Origin of the sequence: Ferroacidibacillus organovorans, assembly GCF_001642725.1 — a bacterium.
Taxonomy (GTDB): Bacteria; Bacillota; Bacilli; order Alicyclobacillales; family SLC66; genus Ferroacidibacillus; species Ferroacidibacillus organovorans.
Genome location: NZ_LSUQ01000023.1, coordinates 25,289 through 38,641, shown reverse-complemented (window position 1 = coordinate 38,641; position 13,353 = coordinate 25,289). Strand labels below are relative to the sequence as shown.

Here is a 13,353-nt window from a genome sequence, read left to right as displayed (position 1 = left end):
TGTTATGGCTGGCTCATCGAACACGGGCTTGATCGGGCAACCGGTGGCACGAGTCGACGTTTGGGACAAGGCGTCGGCTGAGTATAAATACACCAATGATGTCGACCCCAAAGGGATGCTTCACGCGAAATTGGTGACAAGCACCTATGCACATGCTGTATTGAAAAGCGTAGATACATCAGAAGCTTGGAAGGTGTCTGGCGTTCGCGCGATTGTCACGGGTGATGTCTTTCCATATCATATCGGGCCAATCCTTGCAGATCGACAGCCGCTTGCAGTTGGCAAGGTGAGGTACTTTGGGGAACCTATTGCCATTGTTGTTGCAGACAAAGAGCATCAGGCCAAACGAGCTGCAAAACTCGTGCGTATTGAATATGACCCACTCCCCGTTGTGAATTCACCGTATGAAGCATTTCAAAGTCTAAAAGGCACGATTCATGAGCAGTCAGGGCAGTACACAAAAATCGTCGAAAGTGTTCATCCGGTTCCAGGAACGCACATTGCAAATCACATAAAGATTCGCAAAGGCGACGTAGAAAAGGCTTGGAATACGTGCACGTGTGTGGTTGAACAGGACTATTCTCTTAACGTATCGGATCACGCGGCGCTCGAACCGCGCTGCGCACGCGTGCAGATTTTGCAAAACGGCCAGGTCATCGTGCACTCTACCACGCAGTCGCCGTTTAGCATCAAAAAATTGTTCAATCAGTTTTTCAACATCGATGTTGGGAACGTCATCGTGCACGTGGCCATGGTGGGTGGAGCGTTTGGCGGCAAAGGCACGATTCAACTCGAACCAATCGCCTATCTCGCGTCACAGGCGGTGCGCGGCAGGATGGTCAGTCTCGCGTACGAACGGGAAGAGGATATCTGCACGGCGCCTGGCCGCGTTGGATTGCAGGCGACCTTGAAGCTCGGTACGGATGCGAATGGTCACCTTCGCGCGGCAAAGATCACCTTTTATTTTGACGGCGGGGCGTATTCCGACCAAGCGGCTGGAATCACGCGCGCGGCGGCGATTGACTGCACGGGTCCCTACGATATCGCAAACGTTTGGTGCGATTCGTACTGCCTCTATACCAATCATCCGTATGGCACGTCGTTTCGCGGCTACGGCCATCCTGAATTGACGTTTGCAATGGATCGCACGATGGACGTGCTTGCGCGAAAACTGGGTATGGATCCTCTCGAATTGCGCGCAAAGAATCTGCTCAAACCGGGGGACAGCACGCCAACGCATGTCGTATTGACCAAGAGTAACATCGGCGATGTGAAGGCGTGTCTTGCGCGCGCGCAGGAGCTTTTGCAGTGGGATCAAGGACAACGTGTTGAAATGCCGGACGGAACGATCCGCGCGAAGGGGGTGGCGTGTTTTTGGAAAACCTCGACGACGCCACCCAATGGACAGGCTGGCGCGATTCTGACGTTTGACGCAGATGGCAGTGTCAATCTAAACGTCGCGACCGTTGAATTTGGGCAAGGGACAAAGACGGCTCTCACGCAAATTCTCGCAGAAAAACTGAGGATAAATATCCAAAAAATTCGAGTTACGATTGATGTGGACACCGCGTACAACCCTCATGAGTGGCGCACCGTTGCGAGCACAGGCACATTTCTTGCGGGGCGTGCGGTGATTCAGGCGGCAGACGACGCGATACGTCAACTCAAACAAACGGCAGCGATCGTCCTTCAATGCGCGGCCGAGGATTTGGATTATGACGATGGGAAGGTGTTTGTAAAGGATAGCCCTTCCTTTTATGTTGAGTACGGGGAGATTGCGCTCGGCTATAAATATCCGAGTGGACACGCTGTGATGGGGCAGGTGATTGGAAGTGGAAAGTACATTCAAAAACATCTCACGGGGATGGATCCGAAAACGGGATTTGGAAAGCCCGGTCCCTGGTGGTCCGTGGGTGTGCAAGGCGTTGAAGTGGCGTGGAATCCTCGCGATAATCAGTATCGCATTCTGAAGGCCGTGACCGTGCTCGACGGGGGTACGATCATTAATGTGGGGACGGCGACACAGCAAATGCGTGGCGGGATGTTTATGGGGCTCAGCTATGCCAGTTGTGAGACGTTGCAGTTTGACGACACGGGTCGGGTGCTCAATCCGCAATTGCGCACGTATAAGGTGTTGCGATTTGGGGAGCAGCCAGACGAGTACGTGGTTGATTTTGTTCAAACGCCTTGCATCGATGGTCCGTTTGGCGCGCGCGGCATAGGCGAATACGGTGTCATCGGGATGCCTGCGGCGCTTGCCAACGGTCTTTCCGTGGCAGCAGGTGTGGATCTAAACCATCTGCCTTTAACACCGGAGGAAATCTGGAGAGCGAGGGGGGTGCGCGGGAGTGATCGCGTTTGACTTTGCCTATTCCCGTCCCAATACTCCGTCGGAGGCAGTCGCGCTGTATGAAACTGCGGCGGCGCAGGGGCAGCACGCGCTTTACTATGCTGGGGGTACGGAAATCATCACTTTTTCACGCATGGGACAAATGGCCGCAGATGCGATCATCGACATCAAGGATCTGCCGGAGTGTCAAGTTCTTGGGATCGATGGTGAAGAGATCGTCATTGGCGCTGCCGTCACGCTAAATCAGTTGGCAGACTCGGACATTTTTCCGCTGTTCGGGCAGACGGCGCAGGCGATTGCGGATCGCACAGCGCGCAACAAGATAACGGTGGGGGGAAACGTGGGGAGCAGGCGGCTGATGTATCGCGAAATGGCGTTGCCTTTTCTTCTGTGTGACAGCAAGGTAAAACTTTTCGGGCCTCAGGGTGCGCGCTTGTTGCCTTTTACAGATGTGTTTCATCATGCTCTGAACCTTAAGCCGGGCGAATTGATCACACAGTTTTACATTCCGCGGTCGTTTGTGGCGAACACTTTTGTGCATCTCAAAAAAACGAAGCAGTCCAGCGTAAATTATCCGCTTGTCACGGTTTTGGCACTTGAGGATGGGGATAGAATTCGGATGGCGTTCAGTGGCGTCTGCGCGTTTCCTTTTCGGGATGAGCGGTTGGAGGAACTTGTGAGCAACCGTGCGCGCCCGCTGTGTGAGCGGGTGAAGCAGGTGATCGAGCAGTTTCCGCATGAGGTGCTTCATGATCTGGAGGGTTCTGAAGATTACCGCAAGTTTGTGCTCCAATTGACGCTGGAAGAGATTCTTAAGCAAATGGGGTGGGCGGTATGAGCGTGCGATGTGGATTGCGTCCAGGTGTATTTGAGGTTCATGTCAATGGGCAATTCCGCGAGGTCGTATTGCGCTCATCAGACACATTGCTGCACGCGCTTCGGGATCTTGGGTTGACGGGCGCCAAACCTGGGTGTGAAAACGGTGATTGTGGCGCCTGCACCGTGTTGCTTGACGGAGTGCCGGTGCATGCGTGTCTGACGCTTGGTGTGGAGGCGGTGGGACACTCCGTAACGACAGCGGAAGGGCTTGTCGATTCCCCGATCCGCCAGGCATTCATTGACTACTGGGCGATTCAATGTGGGTATTGCACACCAGGGTTTGTCGTTGTGTGTCATGCGCTCGTCACACAGTGTAAGGAACCTACAGATGAGCAGATCAAAGAGTGGTTACAGCCTAATCTCTGCCGCTGTACAGGGTATCAGGAAATCAAAGACGCCGTACACGCGGTGCTCCGTCATTCAACGCAGACGACGCAAGGCGGAGACAAGGAATAGGCACAGTGAGGAATCCAGAGAGCAAAAATATCTTCGTTTGAAGAAAGAGGCGTCTCTAGGGGCGCCCCTTTGTTTAAACGGATGATCTTGTGGCCTATTTTATAAAGCTATCGTGACTCGCAGAAAGATCGTGAATCATTTTCAGCGTTTGCGCGGCTTGAGTAATCTGCTGCTGAACCTGTTCAAGCTGCTGCCGAATCTGTGGCTGTTGCGTGTTCGGAGGTTGCAATTGTTGCATTTGTAGCGCGACCATCTGCAGATTTTGTTGGATTTTTGGCAATTGATGAGTATTCTCCGACTGGGTTGCCTGCTGGATTTCCTGGAGGGCTTGTCCCAATGTGTCCGTGATTTGCAGTTTCTGCTGTTCAAATTGCAACTGTTGTTGTACTTGAAAATGAATTGCTTTTTTATCGTCTTTGGGTGTTGATTTATTTGACGATGGATTTTTCGTGGACACGGATTCATTCTCCCTTTACAGTGTGATGTACTTTTGTCAGTGTCTCCCGGCGCTTTAAAACCATCCTTTTTTGCGCATAAACAAAAGCGATAGGACGGCGATGGCCGTCATGAGTGTTATGGAATAGGCGTAACCGTATTTCCAACCGTATTCAGGGATACGGAAATTCATCCCGTAGATGCTTGCAATGAGGGTTGCTGGCAAAAAAATCGTCGATACGATGGTGAGGGTTTTCATGACTTTGTTCATGTGGTTTGATTGAATGGACGTGTACCCTTCAACGGATTCCAGGAGATTGTCGCGGACGGCCGCCAGTTGATCCGCCAAGCCATGCATCTGATCTGCCGCGTCGAGAAAGTAGATATTGTGTAATCCGGTCAGGAAAGGGAGAGCTGCGTCATTCAAGAGTTGCGAGATCCGTGCCTGTGCGCGAAGCGGCAAAAGGACACATCGCGCCTGATGGCGTAACGTGCGAATTTGCTCAAAGAGTTCTCCGCGATGATTGAGATGGTCTGTCACCTCTTCTGCCTGCGCCACGATCGGTTCGACGAGCGCGGCGTAGGCACTGATGACAAATTGATCGAGATGGGAGAGTGCGTGGGATGTCAGATGCTTGTGATCGTAGGTTTGAAGTTCCATCTCGTGAAACAGAGACTCGGCATTTGGCATTTGATTTTCGCCGATGACAAGCATCCACTTCTCGTGAAGAACAACAAGCGCATTTGAAAACTGCGGCTTTGCTGATGATTCAATCGGTGGATGGGGGTAGGTTATGATAAAGGAAATATGGTCTCTGCTCACCGTAAAACGCAACCCTGATTCGCTAGACGTTGTCAGTTTTCTAATTTCTTCAGGATGCAATGGATACTCGTCGCAAAGCGCAGTCCACTCGTCGCTCGTGCACGATGACGCGAGTAACCATCCCCACTCCCCAGATTTTGGCGATGTTGGGTAATGATCGATGCGACTTTTATGATCTGATGAAATCAAGAGTGTACGGATCACAGAAGAGTACCTCGAATGAGAGATTTTGCTGAATCGAATGGGATCATTGAAGTATACCCCAGTTCTAGGGTTTGTTATCCGAGCGCAGGGAGTGGCCACATTTCGTTAGATTGACTTCACAAAGAGGATATGCAATAGTTTTGCTAACCGGGCAAACCTATCGAAAGATCGGGACGCAAAGCTACGGGCCTACTACACATGGATTAACGTGTTATGGTGGCCGAGTTGCCGGAACCCAACCGATAAGAGGGGATGATCGTCATGAAGAAACTCGTAATATCATTGTCTACGATCGCTGTCGCAGTCGCTTTAAATGTAGCACCTGCATTTGCAAACGTCATTCATTCTAGTGGTAGTACTGGTAAACCGACGGCGATGGGATCAAATGCCGGCAGTGCTCAGGGGCAATCGCATCGCTCTGCGACAGGAACAACCAGCAAGATGACGCATGACGGTTGGAGAACGGCGTTATAATTGTAAAAAGATCGAAGGAGGGGGATGGATTCCCCTCCTATTTTTCTTGGAAATGGATGATCTCATATGGAAAAACCTACGTTGCCTGTCTATGATCAGATGGATCACGGGATATGGATTCTTGAAGAAGAGCGGCGAAGAATCGCGCGAGATTTGCATGACGGCCCTGCACAAGTTTTAACAAATATCAGTATGAAACTCGATGTTATTGAACAAATGATTGACAGTCACCCGGAAATGGCTAAGGTACAGGTAAATCAGTTGCACAAAAGAGTGGGCGCTGTTGTGAATGAAATACGGCATCTCATCTATGATCTACGACCGATTGCCATTGATGAAATTGGATTATTCGAAGCAGTTAAGGAACTCTGCAAACAATTGGAGAAGAATTGGAGCATCCCCATTCTCATGACAATGGATGAGATCGTTTTTTCTAGTGAAATTGCGCCTGCAAAACAGGTGGCGATTTATCGACTCATCAAGGAAATCCTTAACAATGTGAAGAAACACGCAAAAGCGAGAACGATTGATGTGTTAATTTCAAAAAATGGAGGTGATCTTGTGGTAGACATTAAAGACAATGGGATCGGCTTTGATACGAGTTATACACCTCCCGGTCATTACGGAATCATCGGGATGAAAGAAAGAGCAGCCTATTTAGGAGGAACATTGGAAATCCATTCTAGCATTGGGCAAGGGAGTACATTTATCATTCAAGTACCCGTATATCAGGAGTGAGAACGTGAATTGGGGAGAGCGTTTACATAAAGCGAAAGCATTCATTTCCAATGGCCTCTTTCACGCAGCGCTTGATGAACTGCGAAATTTAGAGCATACGTCAGAGGATCAAAATAATGAAAATAAGGGAGAGTTTTATGATGAACAAGGAAAATTATCGATTTATTTAACAGATTATAAGCGGTCTGTCGGGCTTTTTTTATCAGCAATTTCATGCGCACACAGCAAAGACGCCTGGGTTAAGTATCATGTTCATCTCGCAGTTGCCTACCGACGACTTTCGGAGTTTGATACCAGTTATCGCTACCTCAATCAATTACTTGAGTTTAAAGATGAAATATCGGCTCAGACACGTGGTCTTTTGTACCTTAACCTTTCTGCGGTTCAAGGCATTCACGGTTTTTACGATCAATCGATGATCAGCGCTCATAAAAGTTTAGAATTTTTTTCTTTGGTTAAAGATTCAGAGGGATACATCGCAGATCTTTATAACAATTTGGGGCTGGCCTACCTAGAGAATGGAGACTTTGAGCAGGCGGAGGAGTATTTGAACCGTGCCTTCACAATATCTGGTGATCAGCACATGGATATTATCTCTGAAATGGGGAGAATGAATCTCTTAAGAGGCCGTATTCATGAAGGTATTCATAACGCAGAGGCAGCGCTTCGTCTCGTTTGGTCCAGAATTATCAATTATGATAAAGAGGAAATTGCTCGTTTATGTCATCTGTTAGCTCAAATCTCCATGCACTTTCATGAGGTGGATTTGGCAATTCGCCTAAACGAGAAAGCTCAATTATTTTTTGGGCAATTAGGAATGTGGAGACAGTGGCAGGATATTGACTCTGAAGTGACGGAATGGATGGAGTTGTCAGCGAGTTGCACAGATACCCCTGATGGCACGGATTTAAATGGAATTTCTCTTCAAGAAATTCGTCTTTTTCTTACGATCCTCGATGCCATCAATTCTCAAGAACTTATTGATAAAAAAATTTCTACATTGTTGGATGTTCGAGTTCACTATGTAAAATTGCTCGCAGATCAATTGGGTTTGTCAAACACTGAAAAAGATCGTCTCATTCTCGCCGCGCGATTGGCAGACTATGGATTAACTGCATTAGAGCACGAGTTGGTGCTAAACCCCGATCGATCGGTTCAAGCTTATGAACAATATAAAAAGCATCCATGGCTGAGTGTGAGTATGGCACAAACGATCCAATTGGATCAATGTGTAATCGACATCATTATCGACCACCATGAGCTTCTCGATGGATCAGGATTTCCCCAAGGAAAACAGGCCAATGATATTAATTTTTTAGCGAAAGTTTTGAGTGTTGTTGACGCGTATACACAAGGAGTCACGATCCATCAAAAAACGCACGATGAGTGTCTACACCAACTCGCTAGTCAATGTGGTATGCGGTATGACGAAACCGTTGTGGAGCGTTTTTTTGAACTGTTTCAAACGTAATTCAAAATTGCAATTGGATTGCAGAAATAGTTTACTTGATTAAAAGATCATCGACCCAATGATCGAATTGTTCGGGAAATGCCCGTTTCATTCTTGTAGCTTTATAAACTTCAATCACTTTTCGAATAGAGGTAGAAGAAATCGGTTTAGCTAAAAAATAAGATGCACCTGCACGAATTGCTTCTTTTTGATTTGCTTCACTCGCTTCTAGTGAGCACATTAAAATGAAAGAATTTGGATATTTTTGGTAAATTTCTTCACAAAGTTGAAGTCCGTTTTCTTTCCCTAATTGAATATCGATGGAAATGATATCAAATGTGTTATCCTTTTCAAGAATTTTAAAGAGCTCTGCTCCATTCAGAGCGCATCCCCCAATTTTTACATTTGAATGCAGTTCGTACAATTGCGAGAGCGCTTCAAGCGTCTCAGGATAATCGTCGACTAACAGGATTTTGATCATTGATCGTATCGCCCCTTAAATAAAGATTATTTTCTTCTGAATAACATCGATCACGTTTACCGCATAATTCAACGAGCGTATTGGAGTGACGCAGTGCAATTTTAATCATTCCTGATAAGCTGGTGACGCGAACGCTGCTCTCCATTCCATATGAATTTCCCAACTCACCGACGGATACAGCATGGTATGCCGTTGCAAATCCACCGCGTAAACTTCCGCGTATGGCGATCGCCTTTTTGCTCTCAAGGTTACTTGAAAAACATCCTTTATCCGTAATGAAAATATTTCCGTATGAATTCAGATAAGAAGAGATAGCATTGGAGACACGGATAACCGAGATGCCGGGAGTGATTTTTACAATTCGGTCATGATAATCCTTCATCTTAGAGAGTAAGTTCTGAATATCTTCTTCTAAGAGTGGGGTAAGCTGTACTTCCTTCCACTTCGTACATAGCAATTCCGATAAGGATTGATATTCGCGATCGATGGAAAGGTGGTTTTGATACTCTTTTACGAAAAACTCTAGATCATCCAGTAAGTCAACATGCCGTTTTTCAAGAAGGACGGAAGAGATTTTTGGTAATACGGCATGTGCATCATAACGTTTTAGTACATGCGATTTCATCAACAAATACTCTTCCTTTAATTTCTCAAGACCTGAGATCATTCGCAGAAGCAGTGGACTCAAGTCGCTGTAAATGGTTTTTAAGTTTCCTGCCCAAACCTTTGAATTATGAATCGTTCTCGCTACGATGACATCCTGTTCGGCATAGATTGTGGAGTGAAAAACATCTCCGTAAACGATAACAGATTCTGTTGCGTGAATGTGTGCACCATCAAGTACAGAGCCTTTTACAATGACATTTCCATCAAATACGATTTTTCCGTCTGCTGAGGTTACATCGTGATCGACAACACATTCAGAGACGACGTCAATTCGCTGCTTTGAGAAGATGAGCCTACCGTTTTTTGCCGCTACGATGTGTGTATTTACTCGTATGACACCTTGCCCAAGCGTGAGAGGTTTGACATTTTGTGAGGCAGGAATCTCAAACCCATAAACATCTCGTCCTGGAGTTCCTTCTTTTCCCAATTGTTGATCGACGATAATGGTTCCTGCCGTAATGAGGGATGGGTGTGTCAAACGTAATTCATCATCTTTCTCAACGGGGAGGTTTATCTGGTTTAGGTGATCAGGTTCCCCTTGGCTGGGAGCAATCCCTCTTAGAACAACTTCTTCACCTGAGGTTGACAGTTGGCATAATCGATGGATCGCAGAGTAATCGATCTCTCCGTGGAAGTTTTGTTCTTTGAGTAAGGTTAAAATCGCATAGGGTGAAACAGGTTCAACTTCTCGTTCCTCTGCATACTCTTCAATCACAAGTTCTGTTTGCAAAGAGGGTCGGCTATTGGATAGCATGACGCTGCTTCCAGTCTCAATCTGAACAATCGCTGAGACGGAGAGCTTATCTTCGGAAACTCTCGTGAATCGTTTTGTGGAAGGCTCTCTTCCACGAGTAACCACGTCAATTTGATAGAGTTCACTGACGACAACTTCACCAATGGTTTTTTTCCCGTCGATCCTAAATTCCAGTCGATCATCGTCTGGAACGATGACCGTTGCATAAAATCCGTAATTTTTAGGGTCGACGACAACAAGTTTGTTATTCTCTATATATGCATAACCGTCAATAGATGATGAATTGGGCGAAGGAATGGGAAGGGGCTGTGCCGGGGGATTCTCCGCAACTTGATTGTTACTATTCTTTTGATCATGCTGGAAATACTTAAAAATGGATTTTAACATACCGGCTCACCTGCTCCCGTTTGTCATAAAAATAATTCCCCATTAAATTTATAGGGATGTCGGGTATGCTCAGTGAACTGGCAGCAACCCGGCGATCATAGGCGACAGCCCTTAGACCCGTAGCTTTGCGTCCCTATCTTTCGATAGGTTTGCCAATATGAAATTATCGCGATTCATAAATTATAGTACGAAAAACAGAGGATAAATACAAGTGATTCTATCCGTGGGTTGAAACAGCTTTATCGATTAACAAGATAACGTAGTTTAAAAATCGGCTCGACCGGTCTTGTCCGTGAAGGACATAGAAGGTCGAGCCAGAAGAGGGTGGAAGTTAAGATGACATCTGATGAACGCTTTGAGAAGAAGTCTTGGGTTCTGTGCGCTTACTTGGAATCAGCAGAACAAGTACTGCGACAGCGAGTGAAAAAATGAATCCAGAGATAAATACATCGCGAAGTGATCCGTTCAAGATGTGTACATACGTGGTCAACACGGAGTTTGGCAACATGGCGCGCACATTTGCAGAGAGCAGGGATTCCGTGATGAGCGACGGGTTCGTCGCTGCGTGCGTCGCGATCGCACGAGTGGTCAATTGTGCGTTTAAAATAGCGCCCATCAGCGCCACGCCGATAGAGCCTCCGATCGTGCGAAAGAATTGACTTGAGCCCGTGACTGCGCCTCGCACATTCCACGGAACGGCATTTTGTGCTGCAATGAGCAGCCCTGTCAGTGAAAGACCCATCCCGACGCCGATCAGGAAGAGTGCGCCGTCTACCGTGACTTGGCCGCTGTTCAAGGCAGCAGCGAGAATGGCTGATCCGACGGCGATCAAAAGCCCCCCTACGATACCGATGATGCGAAATCCGACGCGCAAAAGAAAGGGGCCTGCAACGAGTGCCGCGAGTGGCCAACCAATAAGCATCGGTGTAATCGCGCGACCCGCGAGTGTCGGTGAGCCACCTTCAACGCCTTGTACAAAAAGTGGCAGGTACGAGATTAAGCCAAACATCACGGCCCCCGCAAAAAGATTAACACCGTTTGCGACGAGAAGCATGCGGTGTTGAAACAAGATGCTGGGTAACACAGGCTCAGTGGCGCGACGTTCCCACCATGCAAATGCGATAAGGCAGGCAAGAACCAACGTGAACATTGCAATCGCCGATGGCGAGAGTAGGTGACTCGAGTCTTGCACAAGTGTGAGTAAGAGTAGGGTCACACCTGCAGAAAGGAGAATCGTGCCAAGCCAGTCGAGTCGATGCTTTGTGACGCTTTTACGCTCTTTGAACGAGAGTGCCAATACAATCATGACGAGAATGCCGATGGGGACATTCAAATAAAAAACAAGTCGCCAATTGGTGTATTCAACGATGACAGCGCCGAGCAGCGGTCCCACGACTGCTGAGATTCCCCAGACGGCTGAAAAGAAACCTTGGATACGCGCACGCTGTTCCATGGTGAAGACATCTCCGATGATGGTTAGAGCGATAGGGAGAACCCCTGCAGCGCCAAGGCCTTGAATCGCCCGAAAGGCGATCAGTTGGGGCATGGTAACAGCGACTCCGCAAAGGAGTGAGCCGATCGTGAAAATGCCGGCGCCAATCAGAAACAGGCGCTTGCGACCGTACATATCGGCCAGTTTTGAGAAGATAGGAACGGGGACAGTCGACGTGAGTAAGTAGGCTGAAAAGACCCAACTGTACGTTGCAAGTCCGTGCAGGTCATTAATAATGCTTGGCATGGCAGTTCCGACAATTGTCATGTCGAGCGCTGCCAACACCATGGCCAACATAACGGTGACCATGACCCAAACTTTCGACGTGGTGTTCTTGTGGTGTTCGTTGTCGTTTGTCACGTTGTTTCTCCCTTTTAAAGGGCACCGCGAGACGCGGACGTCTGCCCGTGTGTCCCACGGTACGCCCGCATGATTTGTTTATACAATATAATAGATACTATATTTAGTCAAGTGAATTGGCGGATAAAGAGCGTGTAGGAGCATTAAGGTATCGATTGGGATTGAAAATCATGTGGTTCGCGACTATAGTGAAAGATGCAAGCTTACAATTGAATACAAGGCAAATGATTTCGACGCGAGAGTGTACGGGCTACCACCGATGGGGCAATGTGCGCGCCACCTAAGCGAACACAGAAACTCTCAGGTAAAATAGCGGCGAAGGATGCAACTCTGGAAAAGCGATTGCAGCTACCGACGAGGCAACGAGAGGAAACGGCTGGACATCTCAGTCCTTCCTTTTGGATCTTTCAGGTTCAAAGACAGAGGCAAGTTAGGGTTTATTCCTGCTTGCCTCTGTCTTTTTATTTTCTTCGCATGGATAAAAAAGGATTGGAGTGATGAACGCGTGTCGTTCACACATTTGCATGAACTCATTCGAATGGCTGATGAGAAACAGACATCGATCGCAAATCTTATGCTTGAGGTCGAAATAGAGCAGTCTTTGCACACAGAGAAAGAGATTTTGGAGCGCATGAACCGACAGTTTTTCGTCATGGAAGAAGCGGCGCGCAAAGGGGTGGAAACGCCTGTCTATTCGCGCACAGGGTTAACTGGAGGGGATGCGCATCGCGTCGGAGCTTATTTGAAGAGAGGAACCAGTTTTTTAGCGCCACAGACGCTCCAAGCGATGTCGTTTGCGCTCTCGGTCAATGAAGTGAACGCCGGAATGGGGCGGATTGTGGCGACACCAACCGCGGGGTCGGCCGGGATCTTGCCAGGAGTATTTATCTCGCTGTTGGATTCTGGACGCTATTCCCGAGAGGATCTTGTGCGAGCACTGTTCACAGCGGCGGCACTTGGGCTTGTCATTGCCAATTCTGCATCTATCTCAGGGGCAGCTGGCGGCTGTCAAGCGGAAATCGGTTCTGCCACGGCAATGACTGCAGGTGCGATCGTCGAACTCGGCGGTGGAACGCCCACACAAGTAGGGCACGCCGTCGGCTTGGCGCTCAAAAATTCTTTGGGCTTGGTGTGTGATCCGGTAGGAGGATTGGTTGAAATACCGTGCATTATACGAAATGGCCTCCACGCTGTAACCGCTTTAGCTGCCGCGGACATGGCGCTTGCCGGTGTCAAAAGTGTCATACCTGCTGATGAGGTAATCCAAGCGATGTACGCGATTGGCAATGCGATGCCAGAGTCTCTAAGAGAAACGGGATTAGGTGGGCTCGCGGCAACGCCGACAGGAAAGGCGCTGCGCGAGCGCGTCTTTGGTAAAAAAGTGGAAACGGAGTGATCCAACGA

12 protein-coding genes and 3 riboswitches are annotated in these 13,353 nt (G+C 48.1%); of the genes, 7 read left to right on the top strand and 5 right to left on the bottom strand.

Annotated features, from left to right (window positions below):
• Nucleotides 1-4 precede the first annotated feature (4 nt).
• From AYW79_RS08855 to AYW79_RS08845, 3 genes are read left to right on the top strand one after another with little or no spacing between them, the layout of a single operon-like run.
• Nucleotides 5-2,362, top strand: a complete 2,358-nt coding sequence (locus AYW79_RS08855; protein WP_067564658.1) for a xanthine dehydrogenase family protein molybdopterin-binding subunit — start codon at nucleotides 5-7, stop codon at nucleotides 2,360-2,362.
• Nucleotides 2,349-3,188: an FAD binding domain-containing protein gene (locus AYW79_RS08850; RefSeq protein WP_067564656.1), complete on the top strand. Its 840-nt coding sequence runs from the start codon at nucleotides 2,349-2,351 to the stop codon at nucleotides 3,186-3,188. Before AYW79_RS08855 ends, AYW79_RS08850 begins: the two co-directional genes overlap by 14 nt.
• Nucleotides 3,185-3,685: a (2Fe-2S)-binding protein gene (locus AYW79_RS08845; RefSeq protein ID WP_067564654.1), complete on the top strand. Its 501-nt coding sequence runs from the start codon at nucleotides 3,185-3,187 to the stop codon at nucleotides 3,683-3,685. The genes AYW79_RS08850 and AYW79_RS08845 overlap by 4 nt, the downstream gene beginning before the upstream one ends.
• A gap of 94 nt (nucleotides 3,686-3,779) precedes the next feature.
• Here the strand turns inward: AYW79_RS08845 and AYW79_RS08840 are convergent, their stop codons facing one another.
• Nucleotides 3,780-4,142 carry a hypothetical protein gene (locus AYW79_RS08840; protein WP_067952892.1) on the bottom strand — a complete coding sequence of 121 codons (363 nt, stop codon included), beginning with the start codon at nucleotides 4,140-4,142 and terminating at the stop codon, nucleotides 3,780-3,782.
• A 54-nt stretch (nucleotides 4,143-4,196) separates the two neighbouring features.
• Entirely contained in the window at nucleotides 4,197-5,147 is a 951-nt protein-coding gene (locus AYW79_RS08835; RefSeq protein WP_067564651.1) for a CorA family divalent cation transporter, read from the bottom strand.
• Between the two features lie 140 nt (nucleotides 5,148-5,287).
• Nucleotides 5,288-5,380, top strand: a riboswitch (cyclic di-GMP riboswitch).
• A gap of 28 nt (nucleotides 5,381-5,408) precedes the next feature.
• Between AYW79_RS08835 and AYW79_RS08830 the strand changes: the two genes are divergently transcribed.
• From AYW79_RS08830 to AYW79_RS08820, 3 genes are all read left to right on the top strand, one after another.
• Nucleotides 5,409-5,621 (top strand): hypothetical protein, encoded by a 213-nt coding sequence (locus AYW79_RS08830; RefSeq protein WP_067564648.1) that lies wholly within the window; start codon nucleotides 5,409-5,411, stop codon nucleotides 5,619-5,621.
• 66 nt (nucleotides 5,622-5,687) lie between these two features.
• Nucleotides 5,688-6,359: a sensor histidine kinase gene (locus AYW79_RS08825; RefSeq protein WP_067564646.1), complete on the top strand. Its 672-nt coding sequence runs from the start codon at nucleotides 5,688-5,690 to the stop codon at nucleotides 6,357-6,359.
• 4 nt (nucleotides 6,360-6,363) lie between these two features.
• Nucleotides 6,364-7,830, top strand: a complete 1,467-nt coding sequence (locus AYW79_RS08820; RefSeq protein WP_067564645.1) for an HD domain-containing phosphohydrolase — start codon at nucleotides 6,364-6,366, stop codon at nucleotides 7,828-7,830.
• A 31-nt stretch (nucleotides 7,831-7,861) separates the two neighbouring features.
• On the opposite strand, the gene AYW79_RS08815 is transcribed toward AYW79_RS08820, so the two are convergent.
• The 3 genes from AYW79_RS08815 to AYW79_RS08805 form a co-directional block, all read right to left on the bottom strand.
• Entirely contained in the window at nucleotides 7,862-8,290 is a 429-nt protein-coding gene (locus tag AYW79_RS08815; RefSeq protein WP_067564642.1) for a response regulator, read from the bottom strand.
• The gene (locus AYW79_RS08810) at nucleotides 8,256-10,097 is read right to left on the bottom strand and encodes a FapA family protein (protein WP_067564640.1); all 1,842 of its coding nucleotides are present in this window, start codon (nucleotides 10,095-10,097) and stop codon (nucleotides 8,256-8,258) included. The genes AYW79_RS08815 and AYW79_RS08810 overlap by 35 nt, the downstream gene beginning before the upstream one ends.
• 79 nt (nucleotides 10,098-10,176) lie before the next feature.
• A riboswitch (cyclic di-GMP riboswitch) is annotated at nucleotides 10,177-10,261 on the bottom strand.
• Between the two features lie 167 nt (nucleotides 10,262-10,428).
• Nucleotides 10,429-11,949 (bottom strand): MDR family MFS transporter, encoded by a 1,521-nt coding sequence (locus AYW79_RS08805; RefSeq protein WP_156481806.1) that lies wholly within the window; start codon nucleotides 11,947-11,949, stop codon nucleotides 10,429-10,431.
• A 224-nt stretch (nucleotides 11,950-12,173) separates the two neighbouring features.
• Nucleotides 12,174-12,274: riboswitch (glycine riboswitch) on the top strand.
• Between the two features lie 180 nt (nucleotides 12,275-12,454).
• Here AYW79_RS08805 and sdaAA point away from each other — a divergent pair.
• Entirely contained in the window at nucleotides 12,455-13,345 is an 891-nt protein-coding gene (gene sdaAA, locus AYW79_RS08800) for an L-serine ammonia-lyase, iron-sulfur-dependent, subunit alpha (RefSeq protein ID WP_067564638.1), read from the top strand.
• Nucleotides 13,346-13,353 lie beyond the last annotated feature (8 nt).